General features: G+C 47.0%; 1 protein-coding gene. It reads right to left on the reverse strand.

Annotated features, from left to right (window positions below):
- Positions 1–14: 14 nt before the first annotated feature.
- On the reverse strand, positions 15–21,713 hold the full coding sequence (locus KD145_RS04295; RefSeq protein ID WP_249219737.1) for a non-ribosomal peptide synthetase/type I polyketide synthase: 21,699 nt from the start codon (positions 21,711–21,713) through the stop codon (positions 15–17).
- Between the last annotated feature and the right edge of the window lie 4 nt (positions 21,714–21,717).

A 21,717-nucleotide genomic window follows, 5' to 3' on the forward strand; every position in this document is an offset into this window, starting at 1 on the left:
CGAACTATGATATTTTAAAATTCTTTTTCAATATTTTCTTCGCCGACTGTCAACATGGTGACGTTCCGCAACAAACTACCAATGCTTCTTGCCACAAACACATCCGCGACGCTTATCTCAGCCCCCAATGCGCGGCTCATCCTATGAGAAACCTGTATGGCCAGAATAGAGTTACCACCAATCTTAAAGAAATCATCTGTGGTCCCTACTTTTTCCAGTCCCAGTACTTCCTGCCAGATCCCGCATGATGCTATCTCAGTATCCGTAACCGGCGGAACATATTGTTCCGTCACATTAAATTCAGGATCAGGAAGGGCACGTCTATCCAGTTTACCGTTGGCCGTCAGCGGGAAGGATTCCATGGCCATGAGGCTACCAGGCAGCATGTATTCAGGTAATGTTTCTGACAGTTTATGTAATATGAGGTCCTGCGTAAGTGAAGCTGTTTCCGGAGCTGATCTGTCCGGGACAAAGTAGCCCACGAGATATTTAGCGCTACCGGATACTGTTGGCCTTTCTTTCACCAGAACACAGCTTTGCAGAATGCCCGGTACCTGCAGCAGCGCCTGTTCTATTTCTGCCAGCTCTATCCTGAACCCGCGGATCTTTACCTGTTCATCGTTTCTGCCGACGTAGGCGATATTGCCATCAGGCAACCATTTTACCAGGTCTCCTGTTTTGTACAACCGCGTATATCCTTTGGCGTTATCTTCTTCTGTGGCAAAAGGATTGTCAATAAAGCGTTCGGCTGTTAGTTCAGGATTGTTGAGATAACCTCTCGCCACCCCTGCTCCTCCTATATACAGTTCCCCGATAACATTTACCGGTACCGGCTGAAGGCCGGTGTCCAGGATATACAGTTTCTTATCAGACAGATGAGAGCCTATCGGCACTACGGCCGCTGTGTTGTAATCTGTCAAGTGACAATAGCTGGAAAAAACAATGTTTTCAGTGGGGCCGTAAGCATTGGTCAGCGATGTCTCCGGGAAATGCTTTTTAAAATCATTGACAATGTCAATACTACAGGCTTCCCCGCCGACAAATATTTGTTTCAAAACAGCCAGGCATCTGGATTGATGCGTCGCCAGAGAGTTAAACAGCGATGTGGTGACAAAGGTCGTATCTATGTTATGTTTAACAAACTGATCATCCAGCAAGGGCAAATCCAGTAAACAATGTTTAGGGATGATGACCAGCTTTTTGTTATTTAACAGGGAGAAGAATATATCAAATATGCTTCCATCAAAAGCGTAATTGGATATACCCGCCACCGTAGCCGCTTTATCGTAATCAATAAAATTGTTGTCAACAGCGAATGATAATACCTGATGCTGTTCTATCATTACCCCTTTGGGGTTGCCGGAGGTGCCGGAGGTGTAGATGATATAGGCCAGGTCATGGGCTGCGCTGTACGCCGGCAGGTTGGCGGTATCCCCGCTGTGATAGCAGGCTTCCGTCAGGTCTGTATAAAGCACCTTTTCCTCCGGAAGGTGTACCCCGCTGATCCTGCGGTGGCTGAGCACTATCGCTGCGCCGGTGTCTTCCAATATAAAGTCTATTCTTTGCTGCGGGTAGGAAGGATCCATGGGAACATAAGCCCCGCCTGCCTTCAGCACGGCCAGTATGCTTATCACCATTTCCAGGCTTCTGTCCAGGCACAGGGCGATAAGGGTATCCCTTTTCAGTTCCTGTCCTGTTTTTTGCCGGTATTGCTCCCTGATATGGCGGGCCAGCTGGTTGCTTTTTTCATTGAGCTGATGATAACTTAACTGCTGGTCTTCATAAACCAATGCAATATTGTCCGGATTTTTCAGCACCTGCGCTTCAAAATGCTGATAAAGGTTTATATCGCCGGGATATGCCCTGGCTGAAGCATTCCGCTCGTAAACGATTTGCTGGTATTCTTCCGGCGACAATAAGCAGCAGGTACTATATGCTTTTTCAGGTGCCTGTGTAAGTACATCCAGCAGGTAGGTATAATGCTGAATCAGTCTGGATATAGTCTCTTCCCGGAACAAGCTGATGGCATAACAGATCTGACCTGTGATCTCTTCATTGCTGTCATCCATAAAAATGGACAGGTCAAATTTTTCCACCTCGTGTAAAAACACGCCCTCGTAGGGTTTGAGAGATATCTGGTGTTCATCGAACGCTTTACTGCCAAAACTCTGGAGCGCGAATGCCACCTGGAAGAGCGGGTGCCGGGAAAGATCTCTTTCCACGCCCAGTTCATTGACCAGTTTCTCAAAAGGCAGGTCCTGATGTTGTTGTGCATCCATCTGCTGCTGGTGTACCTGCCGGATCAGCGCTTCATAGCTTTGGGTATTGTCCAGCAGCGTCCTGCTGACCAGGGTATTGACAAAGAAACCGATAAGGTCCTGTGTTTGCCTGTGATGGCGGTTGGCGATCGGACCTCCTAACAGAATATCGTTTTGTCCGGTGTATTTGCTCAGAAGGATATTAATGCCCCCCAGCAGTGCACTATACAATGTCACACCCTGTTGTTTGACCAGGGTCCTTAACCTGTTACTGATCTCCTTATTGAGTGTAAATACCTGATGCCCTCCCCGGTAATCTATGCGGTCGGGCCTTGGATTGTCAGTAGGCAGCACTAAAGTCTGATAGCCGGCCAGTCTGTCCTTCCAGTAGCCCAGCTGCCGGTCCAGTGTTTCTCCTGTCAGCCATGATCTTTGCCATTGGGCGTAGTCCTTGTACTGGATTTCCAAAGCAGGCAGACTGAAGGACGCATCTTTCCGCATGTATGCCTGGCAATAAGCCAGCAGCTCTCTCTGGAATACATCCATTGACCAGCCATCGCTGGCAATATGATGCATATTAATGAGCATCACTATTCTTTCATCCATGCCTTCCGTCTGGATCCTGTAAAACTTCACCCGTATCGGGTATGCATGCCGCAGATCAAAAGGACGATTGATATCTTCTATCAGCATTGCCTCCAGCGTGTCCTGGCCGGACAGCACAACTTCCTCCATCGCCAATGGCTTCTCATGCACTATCTGAATAGCCTGATGTTCCCTACCTTCTATGGTACTTCTTAACACTTCATGTCTGGCAACGATCTCCCTGAGTGCATATTTGAATCCTTCCAACGCAGTGACATCCACTAATTCATACACGGTTGGTATATGGTAGGCATTGGTTCCGCCTTCATATTCCTCAATAAACCAAAGACGTTCCTGGGCAAAAGAAAGCACCACCTGACTGTCATTGGTCCGGGGGATATTGATCCGCGCCTGGCCTTTGCTATTGCGCAGGAGCAGTGCGATGGTCCTGTGCTTAAATACATCCGCTACCTTTATTTCAACTCCCAATACCTTGTTTATTTTGTGGGAAGCCTGTATGGCCAGAATGGAGTTGCCGCCGATCTTAAAGAAGTCATCATGCAAAGAGATCTGTTCCATGCCGAGCAACTCAGCAAATATCAGGGCTACCTGGTATTCCGCTTCTGAATACTCTTTTTCCAGGATGTCTATCTGACTGATAACTGTCTGTGGAATGATTGGTTTGAACAACTCTCTTTTTAATTGTTGCAGGTCCAATCCGGATACCGCCACCTGTTCGTAACTGGTCTGGTTTATCAACCGGTAAAACAGCGCCGCATTTTCTTCGTGGCTGGCACCATTTGAATACATGAGTTTCTCCAGGCCTTGTAATGCACCCGTTTCAATACTATCAACCTGCCAGGCATTCCAGTTCGCTGCGATGAATTTAATACCCGGGAAGCGTTTTTTATCTACTGACAGATAATCCAGGTAAGCATTGGCGGCACAATATTCAATTCTGTTCACATCACCCAGCAAACTTGCCAGTGAAGAAGTAGAAGCAACAAACTTAACCTCGCTCAGTTCCAGGACGTTCAGCACGTTATCGATACCATAAACTTTTGCTTTAAAGGCATCTTTCATGGCTGCCAGGCTGTAATCATCCAGGTCAACAATGGTTCCTGACGCTGTATGAATGATCCCTGTTATATTGCCATATCGCTGACGGACCGCTTCCTGCATGATCTTTATTTCTTCAGGGCTGGAAATATCCGCAGGCTGCACCTCCACAACTGAACCATTATTCCTGATCCTTTCTATGGCCGCTATCTTTCGTTTAGTCGTTTCAGATGGATTGGTATGCTTATAGATATTGGTTCTGCTTACGAGGATAAACGTCACACGGTGGTGACCGGATATATGTTCAGCAACTGCCAACCCTACATTTCCCAGACCACCGGTAATGAGAATTACATCCCCATCCGCGATGAGACTTTCTTCGGTAAAAGTGTTACTGATGCTCTCAAGACCCTCGGTCCATAACTTTCCGAACCGGACAGCCAATAGCTCATCGGATTTATGGTACTTACTATTGTTCCAGATCTGAGCCACAGCAGCAGTTACATGTCCGGCATCCCCGATATCGATTATCCTGGCATCCATACTCAGAAATTCATGGTTAATATTTCTGATGGCACCCATCATGGTCCCATTAGCAGGAGATATTCTGTCTTCGCCGGTGATTTGCGCCAGGCCATTGGTCAGGACGATCAGATTTTCAGTATCCATCACCCTTAACAGGTGGTGGCGGACCAGGAACAGTGAATAATAACTGTTGTAAAGCGCCTGGTCCATGTCTGCATCATTATCTATCGATGTCGCATGAATGATCGCGTCGAATACGATCCGTTTGGATTTGATGTATGCAGCCAGTTTTTCAAAATGCCGCTCCTCTTCAGGGTTAAGCGTTATCAGTTTGCCGGCTTCGATGTTATCCGCAGAAGCATTCTTTTTACTCAGCACTACCAGCTGAACCTCCTGTGACAGCAACGTAAAATCATACAGGCCCAGCTGATCTTCTCTCAGCAATACAAGCGTATGGTTGAATTTTTTCCCATCCTTTACGGCGGCTTTATTCAAATTCGACACTGCAGACCATACCGGCGTACTTAACCATTTTTCCTTCGAAAGCATCTTCAACTCATCAGTGGAAGCATTTTCCTTTTCTTTTCTTTTTGTTTTCTCTATCCAACATCTCTGATGATTAAACTGATAAACCGGTAAACTGCGGAGTAGTGTTGCCTGTTCGAATACATGGCTTTCATTGGGCTGCTGAATGATTCCATTCATCCAGAGTTTTGCAATAATATTTTCCCTGGAATCCATGTTCAGATAAGCATCATTGGCCTCTTTGGCAGAGGGCAACAGATACAGGGTATTCAGCGACTGGTAGTTATTGGCATCCTTATATTTACCAACGAAGTAGCTCAATCCTTTACCTGGACCTATTTCAATAAAACTCACCTTATGACCATACTGTTTGCTTAAGCTGTCAATGCCTTTTGCAAACCGTACTGTGTTTCTAAGTTGTTTGCACCAGTATTCCGGGGTCGCTACTTCATCGGTAGCGATCTCACCGCTCAGGTTGGAGATAAAAGGTTTCGCAGGCTTGTTTAATTTTATATCCCTGAATAATGTTTTGAATTTCGCCGCCGTATCATCCATCATCCTGGAATGACCGGCCACATTAATGCTGATCCTTATCACAGGAATTTCAAGTTGTTCCAGGGCTTTTTGCAGGCGGTCCACATCTTTCTCTGCTCCGGAAGCAATCACATCATCCACCGTATTAACCACCGCTATATCACAGTTATGTTGTGCAACGATGGCTTTCACCTTCTCTTCTCTGGCATTAATGGCCAGCATACCACCGGCGTTCATGGCCCACATCAGGCTGCCTCTGGCCACCACCAGTCTGATGGCATCTTCCAGCGCAAACACACCGGCTAAAGTAGCAGCTACATATTCTCCCAAACTGTGCCCGATATAGGCATCCGCTCTGATACCCAGTTCCTCCAGGTACGTGGCGAGTGAATATTCAATGATAAACAGGGATATGGGCGCCCATCGCATATCATTGATATCATACTGTAAGGATTCATCCTCAGCATAGATGATTTTATAAAGGTCAACATCCAGATGCCGGTTAGCCAGGGATATACAGTGGTCTACGGTTTCCTTGAAAGAGGGTACATTCTGATACAAGGCTTTGGCCATGTTTACATATTGTACTCCCTGACCAGGGAACATCAGCACCATCCTGTTTTCATCTGCGGAACCGGCCTGCCCGTAAGAAGTATCCTGCTTCAACCGGTCCAGCAGTTCAGTTGTATTTTTGACACAATAGGCGCTTCGGTGCTGGAAATGTTCCCGTTTTTCCTGCAGCGTATAGGCGATATCGTTAATCTTTAATAAGGGATTGGCCTCACAGGCTTTTATCAGTGCCTGTTTATAGTTCTCCAGCGATTGCCGGCTTTTAGCGGAAACCGGGATAATATGCAGCGATTCATTGTCCGTGGCGCAATCTGTGCATGGTGTTGATATATCAGGGACATATTCTCCTACAATCATATGCGCGTTTGTACCGCCAACACCGAAGGAGCTCACCGCGGCCAAACGTTGTCTGCCCGAAACGGTTAACCAGGGCCTGTTTGCGCTGAGCACTTCAAAACTGCTCTCCTCCAGCTTCAATTCAGGATTAGGCGTATTAAAGTTCACCTGGCCGGGCATTATCTTATGCTGAAGCATGGCACATAACTTAATCAATCCTGCTACACCAGCGCCGGCATCAGGATGACCGATGTTCGCTTTAACAGCCCCCAGTACGGTTTTGCGTGCCGGGTCTCTTTGTTCAGACCGGCTAAACGCAAAGGCTTCTCTCAATGCCTGCACTTCAATAGGATCGCCTAAATGCGTGGCGGTACCATGGCACTCTACATAATCTATCTGGTCTGATGTGATGCCGGCCATCTTCTGGGCGTTGATGATACACTCTGTCTGACCTATTACAGATGGCGCAGTATAGCTGGTTTTCCGGGAGCCGTCATTATTGGTTGCATACCCTTTGATAACCGCCAGAATCTGATCCTGGTCTGCAATAGCATCATTCAGTCGTTTCAGTAATACCACACCCACGCCTGAACCGGTGGTGGTACCACCGCCCAGCCGGTCAAAGGTGCGGCAGTGGCCGTCCCTGGAATGAGTCATCCCTTCCTGGTACAGATAGCCTACCTGGTCTGGTAAATCCAGTGTCACCCCACCTGCCAGCGCCATATCACAGGCGCCCAACTGCAGGCTTTTACATGCCTCTGCTATGGTAACCAGACTGGTAGAGCAGGCGGTATTGATAGAATTGGCAGGCCCCGACAGGTCCATCAGATAGGCCGTTTTAGTGGCCAAAGCATGTTTACTGTTGGATACAAATGCCTCCCATGAACCGATCACACCTAAAGCCTGTTCCGGCAGAATATGTTCCTGTAAATAGTTGTTTTCACCACTTCCTGCAAATACACCGATACTGCATTTTCTTCGTTCAGCGGCATAGCCGGCAGACTCCAGTGCAAACCAGCAATGTTCAATAAACTTCCGGATCTGCGGGTCCAGTTGTTTGGCCTCATTGGGAGAAAGGTCCCAGAACAGGGGATCAAACAGCTCAATATCTTTCACATGGCCTGACACCGGTACAAAATCAGGATGCTCCAGCAATGATTCATCCACTTGCAGTTCCTGGCATTCTTCTTTGCTGTAGAACCGGATACCCTCCTGCTGGCTGGAGATGATCTGCCATAGCTCATCTACGTTGGCTACTCCACTAAAGGCCCCCGACACTGCGATAACAGCTATTTCCCGACTATCGCCCTGACGGGTATTGGTTTGCAGATTATAGCTTGTGGTTGCATCCTGACGGATGCTTTCCACCAGCTTCTGAATGGTGTTGTGCTTAAACAGGTCTGCTGTCCCTACATGTTTGAATTCCTTCAGCTGATTAAGTCTGTTTTTCAGCTGGATGACCAGTAAAGAGTTACCGCCTATTTTGAAGAAGTCGTCATGAATGGAAACCTGTTCTACCCCAAGCACTTCCCCAAATATCTGCGCTACCTGATATTGTATGTCAGTATAATCTTCATCCAACAGTCTGATGTCATTTTTATCCTTGCTAACATCGACGGGGGTATTTACTGTTTTGAGACCGGATGCATAACTTCCATCAAAATGATACCTTGACAGGACAATATTGTTTTTTTCCTTAAAGCGCATCAACGTCTCCAGTATACCAGGGAATTCATCGCTCTTAATTGAATTGGACGTTTTGCCCAACCTGGTTGCACGTTCGTTTAAAAAATCAAACGCCATACCCGCATCAGAGATCTGATTCAGATTAACCGTCAGTATGGAGTTGACACCAGGATGATTACTGAAGCTGACTTCATCCAGATACATGTTTGCTGCTGCATATTCCATATTTCCCACTGAAGGCAGAATACTGGTCAATGAAGAGCAACATACCAGTTTATCTATACGGACGGTAGCGGTAAGTTTAAGGAGGTTTTCAAATCCAACAATTTTTGGATGTACCACCTGTTCTATATCTTCATGTGTTTTCCCTTCCAGGAGGCTTTTAGCGGCAACACCGGCAGCATGCAGCACCACATCTACAGCATTGATTTCATATTGTTCCAAAATCGCTGCCAGTTGGGAAGATGCGTCTGCCTGACCAATATCTATTGACGAATAGATAATGCGGTGATGCGTATTGTTGAGACCATCCAGTCTGGATTTATACGCTTCTTTCAAATCTGATACAGCTGTACGGCCAATCAATATGATGGTACTTTTCCTTTCGTTTCTGGTAAGGTGGGAAGCATAGGCGTGACCAACAGCACCCAATCCCCCTGTAATTAAAAACACCTGCTCTTTTTCTTCGGCACTATCCTCAGACGCAGTCTGATTGCCGGAAAGCTGTACCTGTCTGTAGGATGGCTTCCAGCAGTACTTGCCCCTTACAACAACCAGGTCTCTGTCATCATTCTTTTCCAGGGCAAGCAGCAGGCTACTTTCGTAGTTACCTTCACCTGCCGGTAAGTCCAGATGGAAAACGTTGGTCTCCAATGTCAGGAATTCACCGGGAAGGGATTTTGTAACACCATATACAATGGATGGTTTTTCCTGTTTGCGTTCATTTCCCAGGATTTCATAATTATCAAAGGAGACAGAAACAAACTTTGGAATTTTGTTTCCGGATTCTATTGACCAGGAAAATACATTCCGCACCGCCATAATATCCAGTGCAGGGAAAGCCAGGTCTATACCGGGAGAGACATATATCACCAGGTCCAGTGGTTTGTCCTTCGTTTTTTCATGAAGGATGGCTACTACCTGTGACCTGTCGCTAAAATCGACAATAACTTCCGGATGAATATTATTCTCCTGTTGATGGACAACATAACTTACATTGTTGTTATGCTTCCTTAACAGCTGAAGCAGCTCAGCGCTTCCACTTTTTTCTATCGAACGATCATTGATGAACACCACCACATTCTTGTTGGCGATTCCCGCGGTAGTGCCGGGGCTTGCATTTAAATCCGTTCTTTCCCATGTTCGTTCATAAAAGAGCTCTTCGAGCGAATTAAATTGCTGAACAGCTTGAGCATTCGCTTTCTCCAGCCAGCATCTCTGATGACTAAACTGATAGACCGGTAAACTGCGCAGCGCTGTTGCCTGTCTGAACAGCTTACTATTATTAGGTTGCTGAATAATCCCGTTCATCCACAGTTTAGCAATAATACTTTCTCCGGAATCCGGATTCTGGTAAACATCATTGGCATCTTTTGCAGCAGGTAAAAGAGAAAGGGTATGGATAGCCGGATAAGTTTTTTGGTACTTACCTACAAAATAACACAACCCTTTACCAGGACCTATTTCTATAAAATTCACCTGATGATTGTACAGCCCGATCAAGTGCGTTATCCCTCCTGCAAACTGCACTGTATTTCTAAGTTGGCTACACCAATATTCCGGATGGGTAACTTCATCTTTAGCTACGGCTCCGCTCAGGTTGGAGATGAAAGTTTTGGCAGGTTTCCTTAACCTTACATCCCTGAATACTTCTTTAAATGCTGTAGCCGGTCCATCCATCAGCTTGCAATGAAAAGCATGGGAAGTATTTAACCTGACAGTTGAAATCCCTTGATTTTCCAATGTCTTTTGAAGGCTATCGATGTCTTTTGTGTGGCCGGAAGCAACGATATCTTCTATGGAGTTAATAACAGCTATCTCACAATGATGCTGTGCAATAGTTGCTTTTACCACTCCTTCCCTGGCGCTGATGGCCAGCATACTTCCGGCTTCCATCTCCTGCATTAACCTGCCTCTGGCGATGACCAGTCTGATAGCATCTTCCAGTGTGAACACCCCGGCCAGAGTAGCTGCCACATATTCTCCGATGCTGTGCCCGATGTAGGCATCTGCTTTGATGCCCAGTTGCTCTAAATACCGGGCCAGTGCATATTCAATAATGAACAGGGATATCTGCGTATACCTGGTTTCATTAATATCGTACGGTGAAGATTCACTTTCAGTATAGATAACCTTATAAAGGTCTGCATCCAGATGATGATTAGCCAGGGATATACAATAATCAACTGTGTTTTTGAAAGAAGGCACACGCTCGTACAAGGCTTTGCCCATGTTTACATATTGTACGCCCTGACCGGAGAACATCCATACCAATTTGTTTTCACTTGTCCCTCCTGCCTGACCATAAGCGGTATCCTGCTTTAATCTGTCTGCCAGTTCAGCAGTACTTTTTACGCAATAGGCACTCCGGTGCTGGAAGTGTTCCCGTTTCTCCTGCAGCGTATAGGCGATGTCGTTAATCTTTAATAAAGGATTGGCTTCACAGGTTTTTATCAATGCCTGTTTGTAATTTTCCAGCGACTGCCGGCTTTTGGCCGATACAGGAACAATATGCAGTACAGCCTCATCCTGGGCCGGATCTGTTTCCTGCATGGGTGTATCAGGAGTATAGTCTCCTACAATCACGTGCGCATTGGTACCACCGATACCGAAGGAACTCACCCCTGCCAGGCGCTGTCTGCCTGGAACGGGCAACCATGGCCTGTTTTCTTTAATAATCTCAAAATCGGTCTCCTCCAGTTTCAGTTCAGGATTAGGTGTATTAAAATTAACCTGTCCGGGTATTATGTTATGCTGAAGCATAGCGCATACTTTAATCAACCCTGCTGTACCGGCAGCAGTATCTGTATGGCCAATGTTGGCTTTAACAGCCCCCAGTACCGTTTTGTGGGCCGGGCCCTTTTTCCTGGGCTGACTATATGCAAAGGCTTCTTTTAATGCCCGCACTTCTATAGGGTCGCCTAATTGTGTAGCCGTACCGTGGCACTCCACGTAATCTATCTGGTCTGACGTTATCCCCGCCATCCGCTGAGCGTTGATAATACATTCCGTCTGGCCTATTACAGAGGGAGCGGTATAACCGGTTTTCCGGGCGCCGTCATTATTGGTGGCATACCCCTTGATGACTCCAAGAATATGGTCCTGGTCTTTCACTGCATCTTTCAGCCGTTTCAGCAACACCACGCCTACGCCTGATCCGATGGTAGTACCGGATGAGTCCCGGTCAAAAGTCCGGCAATGTCCATCCATGGACTCGATCATTCCTTCCTCGTACAGGTAGCCTATCTGGTCCGGCATGTTCAGTGTCACCCCGCCGGCAAGCGCCATATCACATACGCCCAGTTGCAATTTCTGGCAGGCCTCTACTACAGCCACCAGGCCCGTAGAGCAGGCGGTATGGATAGAAGTGGCAGGCCCTGACAGGTCCAGCAGGTAAGCTGTTTTAGTGGTCAGGGCATGTTTACTATTGGATGCAAAGGACTCCCATGCAGCTGCCTGGGCTGATATACCATCGTGCTGCACCCGGCCTTGCAGATAGTGGCTTTCCCCACTGCCTGCAAATACGCCAATGTTGTGCTTCCTGCGTTCAGGCGCATAGCCGGAGGATTCCAGTGCAAACCAGCAATGTTCTATGAACTTCCGGATTTGTGGGTCCAGCTGTCTGGCCTCATTGGGTGAAAGCTCCCAGAACGTAGGATCGAACAGCTCAATATCTTTCACCTGACCCGCTACCGGGACAAAATCAGGATTTTCCAATAATGCCTCGTTCACCTGTAACTCCTGGCATTCGTCCTTACTGTAGAACCGAAGCCCCTCCTGCTGGCTGGAGACGATTTGCCAGAGCTCATCCACACTATCTACTCCGCTAAAGGCCCCTGAAACAGCGATAATGGCAATTTCATGGCTTTCTCCCGGTGTATTGTTTTGCAGCTTATAGGAGGTTTGAACATCGCCCCGGACACTCTCAATAAGTTTGTGAATGGTGTTGTATTTAAACACATCTGCGGCCCCGATATGTTTGAATTCTTCCAGTTGATGAAGCTTGTTTTTCAGCTGAATACTCAGTATTGAGTTGCCACCTATTTTGAAAAAGTTCTGATGGATACCGATTTGTTCGCCGGGAAGCCCTAACACTTCCCCATAGATCTGGCACAGTTTATCTTCCAGCTCAGTAGCAGGAGCCACATATGCGTCCGCCGTATTAAAGTCAGGATCCGGGAGGGCACGTTTATCCAGCTTACCGTTAATGGTTAGCGGAAATGATTCCAGCACGACCAGGTTATCGGGCACCATGTAGCTGGGTAATACTTTAGACAACCGCTCTGTTATAAAGTCCTGCGTAATAGAAGCTGCATCCGGAACATAATATCCCACGAGGTATTTGGCACTGCCGGAGGCTGTAGCCCGCTCCTTTACCAGCACACAGCTTTGCCGGATGCCGGGTACCTGCAGGAGCGCCTGTTCTATCTCCGCCAGCTCTATCCTGAAACCGCGGATCTTTATCTGTTCATCGTTTCTGCCGATGTATTCCAGATGGCCATCAGCCTGCCATCTTACCAGATCTCCCGTTTTATAAATCCGCGTATAGCCGTTGGCGTTGTCCGCTTCAGTGGCAAAAGGGTTGTCAATAAAGCGTGCTGCTGTTAGCTCAGGGTTGTTGAGATAACCGCTGGCCACTCCTGCACCTCCTATATACAATTCACCGGTAATACCCACCGGCACCGGTTGATGGCTCGCATCCAGGACGTACAACTTAACATTTTCAATAGGTTTGCCTATGTTCGTATACAGGTCGCCTTCCGAATACACATACATGCTGGCAATAACGGTATTCTCTGTGGGACCGTATGCATTGACCAGCTGCCGGCCCTGGCTCCACTCCTGCATCAGTTTCGGAGTACTTACATCACCTCCTACTACCAGTGTTTTTAATCCCGGTAAACCGGAGGAGGACATTACGCTTAACAGGACTGGTGGTAACAGCGCTGTTGTTGTTTGGTTTTTATTGATATATTCACTCAACAATTGAGCGTCCTGTCTTACGTTACCAGGAACGATGATGAGTTGGGCTCCTAAAGTCAAAGCGCTGAATATTTCCCACACCGATGCGTCAAACACCAGCGCAGCATATTGCAGCACCTTCGACGCCGGGCTTATCTCCAGCTTGTCTTTTTGTACAAACACCAGGTTCATCACTCCCTCATGTGCTATCATCACACCTTTGGGTTTACCGGTGGTACCGGAGGTATAGATGATATAGGCGAGATCCCCGGCTGAGCTGTACGCAGGAAGATTGGCGGTATCTTCATGGAGATACAGGTCTTCCGTCAGGTCTGCATAAAGAACTTTCTCTTCCGGCAACTGTAACCCGTTGTCCCTGCGAAGGCTCAGTACCAGCGCAGCGCCGGTGTCTTCCAGTATAAAGTCTATCCTTTGCTGCGGGTAGGCTGGGTCCAGCGGAACATAAGCCCCTCCTGCCTTCAGCACAGCCAGTATGCTCACGATCATCTCCTCACTTCTCTCCATGCACAGGGCAATCAGCGTATCCGGTTGTAGTTCCGTTCCTGTTTTTTGCTGGTATTGCTTCCTGATATGGCGGGCCAGCTGGTTGCTCTTTTCATTGAGTTCCTTGTAGCTCAGCTGCCGGTCTTCATACACCAACGCAGTATTATCCGGATATACCGCAGCCTGTTCCTCGAAATACTGATGAATGGTTTTTCCTGTAGGATATACCTTTTCTGTGGCATTCCACCCGTAAACAATCTCCTGATACTCGTCAGGTGACAGCAAACTGAGACGGCTATACGCTTTTTCAGGTGCCTGTGTAAGCGCATCCAGCAGGTAGATATAGTGTTGTATCAACCTGGCAATAGTTTCCTCCCGGAACAAACTGGTGGCATAATTGAACTGGCCTGTGATCTCTTCACCACTATCATCCATAAACACAGACAAGTCAAATATTTCTATTTCATGCGAAAGTCTGCCAGTGAAGGGTTTGAGATAAGTCTGCTGCTCATCAGGAACTTTGGAGCCAAAGCGCTGTACCGCAAATGCAACCTGGAAGAGGGGATGCCGTGAAAGGTCCCGTTCCACGCCCAGTTCGTTGACCAGCTTTTCAAAAGGCAGGTCCTGGTGCTGCTGTGCTTCCATCTGCTGCTGATGGACCTCCCGGACCAGCTCCTCATAACTTTGGGTATTGCTCAGCTGTGTCCTGTTGATCAGGGTATTGACAAAGAAGCCGATAAGATCCTGTGTCTGTCTGTGATGGCGGTTGGCAATAGGGCTTCCTATCAGAATGTCATCCTGCCCGGTGTATTTACCCAGGAGAATGCTCATGCTGCCCAGCAGTGCACTGTGCAATGTCACCCCGTGTTGTCTGGCCAGTGACCTTAACCGGTCACTTATCTGTTTGTTGAGGGTGAACATCTTGTGGGCGCCGTGGTAATTCATCCGGTCCGGCCTTGGATAGTCAGTCGGTAAGGCTAAAGTCCGATAACCGGAGAGTTTATTTTTCCAGTAGTTCAACTGCCTGTCCAGCGTTTCGCCTGTCAGCCAGGACCTTTGCCACAAGGCATAGTCCTTGTACTGGATCTCCAAAGCAGGCAGGCTGAAGGAACTATCTTTCCGCATGTATGCCTGATAATAGGCAAATAATTCCTTTTGAAATATTTCTGTTGACCAGCCATCACTGGCAATGTGATGTATGTTGATGAGCAGGACTATTCTCTCTGAGAAGGGACCTGTGGCGGCATCTTCTGCCTGGACCCTGTAGAATTTCACCCGTATAGGGTACTCTTTCCGCAGCTCAAAGGGACTGTTGATATCTTCTGCAAGCAGTGCATCCAGATCGTCCTGAGCGGTGAGTAGTGTCTCTTCAATGGCCAGAGATTTCTGATGAACGGTCTGAACACCTCCTTGTATCGTCGTTCTTAATACTTCATGTCTGGTAACAATCTGCCTGAGTGCATGCTTTAATCCTTCCACCTTAGTGGTATCAGCCAGTTCATACACTGCTGGTATATGATAGGCATTGGTTCCTTCTTCGTATTCTTCGACAAACCAAAGACGTTCCTGGGCAAAGGAAAGTACCGCCTGATTGTCATGGGTCCGGGGGATATTAATCTGTGCCTCGCCCAGGGTATGGAGCAGGAGCTGTTCAATGGTCTTATGCTTAAACACATCTGCCACACTTATTTCAACCCCCAATACTTTATTCATCCTGTGAGAAACCTGTATGGCCAGGATAGAGTTACCTCCTATTTTAAAGAAATCATCCGTGATACCTACCTTTTCCAGTCCCAGCAATTCCTGCCAGATACGGCATAAGGCTATCTTTGCATCGGTAGCAGGGGGGACATATGTTTCCGAAACATTAAAGCGGGGATCAGGGAAGGCGCGTTTATCCAGCTTACCGTTAATGGTCAAGGGGAAGGATTCCATAGCGATCAGGCTATCAGGCACCATGTAGCTGGGTAATACCTCAGACAACTGCTCTGCTATAAAGCCCTGCGTAATGGAAGCTGCATCCGGAACATAATATCCCACGAGGTATTTGGCACTGCCGGAGGTTGTAGCCCGCTCCTTTACCAGCACACAGCTTTGCCGGATGCCAGGTATCTGCAGGAGCGCCTGTTCTATCTCCGCCAGCTCTATCCTGAAACCGCGGATCTTTATCTGTTCATCGTTTCTGCCGATGTATTCCAGATGGCCATCAGCCTGCCATCTTACCAAATCTCCCGTTTTATATAGTCGCGTATAGCCGTTTACGTTGTCAGCTTCAGTGGCAAAAGGGTTGTCAATAAAGCGTGCTGTTGTTAGCTCAGGGTTGTTGAGATAACCGCTGGCTACGCCTGCACCTCCTATATACAATTCACCGGTAATACCCACCGGCACCGGTTGATGGCTGGCATCCAGGACATACAACTTAACATTTTCAATAGGTTTGCCTATGTTCGTATGCAGGTCGCCTTCTGAATACACATGCATGCTGGCAATAACGGTATTCTCTGTGGGACCGTATGCATTAACCAGCTGCCGTCCCTGGCTCCATTCCTGCATCAGTTTCGGAGTACTTACATCACCTCCTACTACCAGTGTTTTTAATCCAGGTAAACCAGACGCAGACATTACGTTTAACAGGACTGGTGGTAACAGCGCTGTTGTTGTTTGGTTTTTATTGATATACTCACTCAACAATTGAGTGTCCTGTCTTACGTTACCGGGAACGATGATGAGTTGAGCCCCTAAAGTCAAAGCGCTGAATATTTCCCACACCGATGCGTCAAACACCAGCGCAGCATATTGCAGGACCTTCGACGCCGGGGTTATCTCCAACTTGTCTTTTTGTACAAACACCAGGTTCATCACCCCCTTATGGGCTATCATCACACCTTTGGGTTTACCGGTGGTACCGGAGGTATAGATGATATAAGCGAGATCCCCGGCTGAGCTGTACGACGGAAGATTGGCGATATCTTCATGGAGATACAGGTCTTCCGTCAGGTCTGCATAAAGGACTTTCTCATCCGGTAACTGTAACCCGTTGTCCCTGCGAAGGCTCAGTACCAGCGCAGCGCTGGTGTCTTCCAGTATAAAGTCTACCCTTTGCTGTGGGTAGGCTGGGTCCAGGGGAACATAAGCCCCTCCTGCCTTCAGCACAGCCAGTATGCTCACGATCATCTCCGGACTTCTGTTCATGCATAGGGCGATCAGCGTATCCGGTTGTAGTTCCGTTCCTGTTTTTTGCTGGTATTGCTTCCTGATATGGCGGGCCAGCTGGTTGCTCTTTTCATTGAGTTCCTTGTAGCTCAGCTGCCGGTCTTCATACACTAACGCCGTATTATCCGGATATACCGAAGCCTGTTCCTCGAAATACTGATGAATGGTTTTTCCTGTAGAATATACCTTTTCAGTGGCATTCCACCCATACACGATCTCCTGATATTCGTCAGGTGACAGTAAACTGATACGGCTATATGCTTTTTCAGGTGCCTGTGTAAGCGCATCCAGCAGGTAGGTATAGTGCTGTATCATCCGGGCGATGGTTTCTTCCCGGAACAAACTGGTGGCATAACTGATCTGGCCTGTAATCTCTTCACTGCTGTCATCTATAAAGACAGACAGATCAAATTTTTCCACCTCGTGGGAAAGTATACCTTTGAAAGGTTTGAGATAGTCCTGCTGTTCCTCAGGTACTTCACTGCCGAAGCGCTGTACAACGAATGCAATCTGGAAGAGAGGATGTCGTGAAAGATCCCGTTCTACACCCAGTTCACTGACCAGTTTTTCAAAAGGCAGGTCCTGATGCTGCTGCGCTTCTATCTGCTGCTGATGGACCTCCCGGACCAGCTCCTCATAACTTTGGGTATTGCTTAGCTGTGTCCTGTTGATCAGGGTATTGACAAAGAAGCCGATAAGGTCCTGTATCTGTCTGTAATGGCGGTTGGCAATAGGGCTTCCTATCAGAATATCATCCTGCCCGGTGTATTTACCCAGGAGAATGCTCATGCTGCCCAGCAGTGCACTGTGCAATGTCACCCCGTGTTGTCTGGCCAGTGACCTTAACCGGTCACTTATCTGTTTGTTGAGCGTAAATACCTGATGGGAGCCGGCGTAATTTATCCGGTCGGGTCTTGGATAGTCGGTAGGAAAGGCTAAAGGCTGATAACCGGAGAGTTTATTCTTCCAGTAGTTCAACTGCCTGTCCAGCGTTTCGCCTGTCAGCCAGGACCTTTGCCACAAGGCATAGTCCTTGTATTGGATTTCCAAAGCAGGCAGGCTGAAAGAACTATCTTTCCGCATGTATGCCTGATAATAGGTAAATAGCTCCCTTTGGAATATTTCTGTTGACCAGCCATCGCTGGCAATGTGATGTATGTTGATGAGCAGGATTGTTCTTTCCGGTGAATCATCTGCCTCGATCTTATAGAACTTCGCCCGTATCGGATACTCTTTACGCAGGTCAAAGGGTCGGTTGATATCTTCTGCAAGCAGTTCATCCAGATCGTCGTGGACGGTCAGCAGTAGTTCTTCAACGGACAAAGATCTCTGATGTACTATCTGAACTCCCTGCTGGTCTCTGCCTTGTATGGTGGTTCTTAATACTTCATGTCTGGCAACAATCTGCCTGAGCGCGTATTTTAATCCTTCCACCTTAGTGGTACCTGCCAGTTCATACACCGCCGGTATATGATAGGCATTGGTCCCTTTTTCGTACTCTTCAATGAACCAAAGACGCTCCTGAGCAAAAGAAAGCGCCACCTGGTTTTCATGGATCCGGGGTATGCTGACCTGTACCCCACCCTGGCTATGGAGCAGGAGCTGCGCAATAGTCCTGTGCCTGAAAACAGCTGTAAAGCCTATTCCATCCCCTAATACCTTATTCATTCTGTGGGACACGTGTATAGCCAGGATAGAGTTACCGCCTATTCGAAAGAAATCATCCGTGAGGCCTACTCTTTCCAGTCCCAGCGTTTCCTCCCATATATTACATACAGCGATCTCGGTGTCAGTAACAGGCGGTACATAGGTTTCCGCCAAACTAAAGTCGGGATCAGGGAAAGCACGTTTGTCCAGTTTGCCATTAATAGTCAGCGGGAAAGATTCCATGCCCATGAGGCTACCAGGCAGCATGTATTCAGGTAATGTTTCCGACAGTTTATCCAATATGAGGGCCGGCGTAAGTGAAGCTGCTTCCGGAGCTGATCTGTCCGGGACATAGTATCCTACGAGATATTTAGCGCTACCGGATACTGTTGGTCTTTCTTTCACCAGGACACAGCTTTGCAGAATGCCCGGTATCTGCAGGAGCGCCTGCTCTATTTCTGCCAGCTCTATCCTGAACCCGCGGATCTTTACCTGTTCATCGTTTCTGCCGATATAGGCTATATTGCCATCAGGCAGCCATCTTACCAGGTCTCCTGTTTTGTATAACCGCGTATATCCTTTGGCGTTATCTTCTTCAGTGGCAAAAGGATCGGTAATAAAGCGTCCGGCTGTTAGTTCCGGATTGTTGAGATAACCTCTTGCCACCCCTGCGCCCCCTATATACAATTCCCCGGTAACTCCTACTGGTACTGGCTGAAGACCGGTGTCCAGGATATACAGCTTCTTGTCAGACAGATGGGACCCTATCGGCACTACATCTGTTGTGTTGTAATCTGTTAAGTGGCAATAGCTGGAATAAACGATATTTTCAGTGGGACCATAAACATGGATCAGCGCTGTCTCCGGGAAGTGCTTTTTAAAATCATTGACGACGTCTATGCTACAGGCTTCCCCTCCGAAAAGTATTTGTTTTAAAACAGCCAGGCAGCGTGACTGGTGGGTCACCAGTGAGTTAAACAGCGCTGTGGTGACAAAAGCCGTATCTATATTATGTTTAACAACCTGATCGTCCAGCAGGGATAAATCCAGTAAACAATGTTTAGGGATGATGACCAGCTTTTTGTTATTTAACAGGGAGAAGAATATATCAAATATGCTACCGTCAAAAGCGTAGTTGGATATACCCGCCACGGTGGCCGCTTTATTGTAATCAATAAAATTATTGTCAACAGCAAATGATAATACCTGATGCTGCTCTATCATTACCCCTTTGGGTTTGCCGGTGGTGCCGGAGGTATAGATGATATAGGCCAGATCCCCCGCTGCACTGTACGCCGGCAGGTTAGCGGTATCCCCGCTGTGATAGCATACTTCCGTCAGGTCTGTATAAAGTACCTTTTCTTCCGGAAGATGTACCCCGCTGATACTGCGGTGGCTGAGCACCATCGCTGCGCCGGTGTCTTCCAATATAAAGTCTATTCTTTGCTGTGGGTAGGAAGGGTCTATGGGAACATAAACACCTCCTGCCTTCAGCACGGCCAGTATGCTTATCACCATCTCCAGGCTTCTGTCCAGGCACAGGGCGATAGGGGTATCCCGTTTCAGCTCCTGCCCTGTTTTTTGCCGGTATTGCTCCCTGATATGACGGGCCAGCTGATTGCTTTTTTCATTGAGCTGGCTGTAGCTTAACTGCTGGTCTTCATAAATCAGTGCAGTATTGTCTGGATTTTTCAGCACCTGCTTTTCAAAATGCTGATGAATGGTCATATCCTTTGGATATGTCTTCGTTGTGGCGTTCCACCCATAAACGATCTCCTGGTATGCCTCCGGAGAGAGAACAGTGTAGTTGTCAATATGGATTTCGCCTTTATTAATGAGTTCATCGACTGCATCCAGGAAAGCATCTGTAAACTGCCTTATCAAATCTTTATCAAAAAGATGAGACCTGTACACCAATTTAACTTTGATACCATCCGGGTAATTTTCATCATACAACAAGCTGATCTCATCATCAACTGTAGTGTTCAGGGAAATATCAACCGGTGAAACTTCCAGATCTTTTAATTTCAGCGGGCAGGTATTTAAATATATTTGTCCGAATCCTGCATTACACCCGTCACTGGTTTGACCTACAACATCCGTTAAAGAATAGTATTGGTATTGTTTAATCTTTTTACGTTGTTCGCCTATGACGGCTATCAGGTCAGAAAATGTGCCGATGGTATCCAATTCAAATTTCTGGTGTATTGTATTTTCAAAACACCCGAAGACATTACTAAAATCCTGCGCACGGGTATCTACCACATAACCCAGCACAAATCTCTTTTGACTGGTATATTTTGACAATACCAATCCATACAATGCGAATAAAACATCAAATGCAGTGGAACCTTTCTCTTTTATATAAGCTGTTAGTTGGGCTGTTTGGGTATTACTCAAACCAAAATCAACAACATCACAGGACTTGTCAGCCAATCTATTGTTCATGCCTGATCGGTAAGGAAGATCGAGATGCAGCGGTACATCTGCTGTATAATCCAGCCAGAATTCTTTAGCTGCTGTTTCAACATCCCCGTTTAAATTGTTACGTTCGGCTTCGACTGCCTGCGAAAAAGTTTTATCAATATTTAATGAGATGTTTCCTCCATCAGAAAGAACGTTATAACTTTTCTGTATTTCTTTAAAGAAATAGTGCATTGAAGTAGCGTCACAGATAATACGGTGTGCTACGAAAAGAAAGTAATACTCCCGTTCATGGCTTTCTATCAGGAAACATTTCAGCAAAGGCCCTTTTGTAAGGTCAAATGAAGCATTTATCTTTTCATTGATTAGTAACTCAACTGAATGTTTTGTATCAAGCGGCAATTCCTGATAAAAATCATCTATGCTAAATTCTCCATAATAACAGGTATTCCCATCTTCCGAATATTGTGCATGCATTACTTCATGTTGGTTAACCAATATCCCGCAGGATTTTCTTAATGCATTGCGGTCAATTTTACCTACTAATTTATTTACCAGAAATACATTATGAATATTTTTCTGAGAAGCTCCAGCCCACTCCAAAAAGATCTTTTTTTGAGATTTAGCAATTGGCAATTGTCTATAAGTATTGATGTTTCCGATCATCGCT

The organism is Chitinophaga sp. HK235 (assembly GCF_018255755.1).
Taxonomy (GTDB): Bacteria; Bacteroidota; Bacteroidia; order Chitinophagales; family Chitinophagaceae; genus Chitinophaga.

Bases quoted from the DNA above. Each gene is read 5' to 3' on its own strand.
- KD145_RS04295 (WP_249219737.1), bottom strand. From the start codon at position 21,713: ATGATCGGAAACATCAATACTTATAGACAATTGCCAATTGCTAAATCT.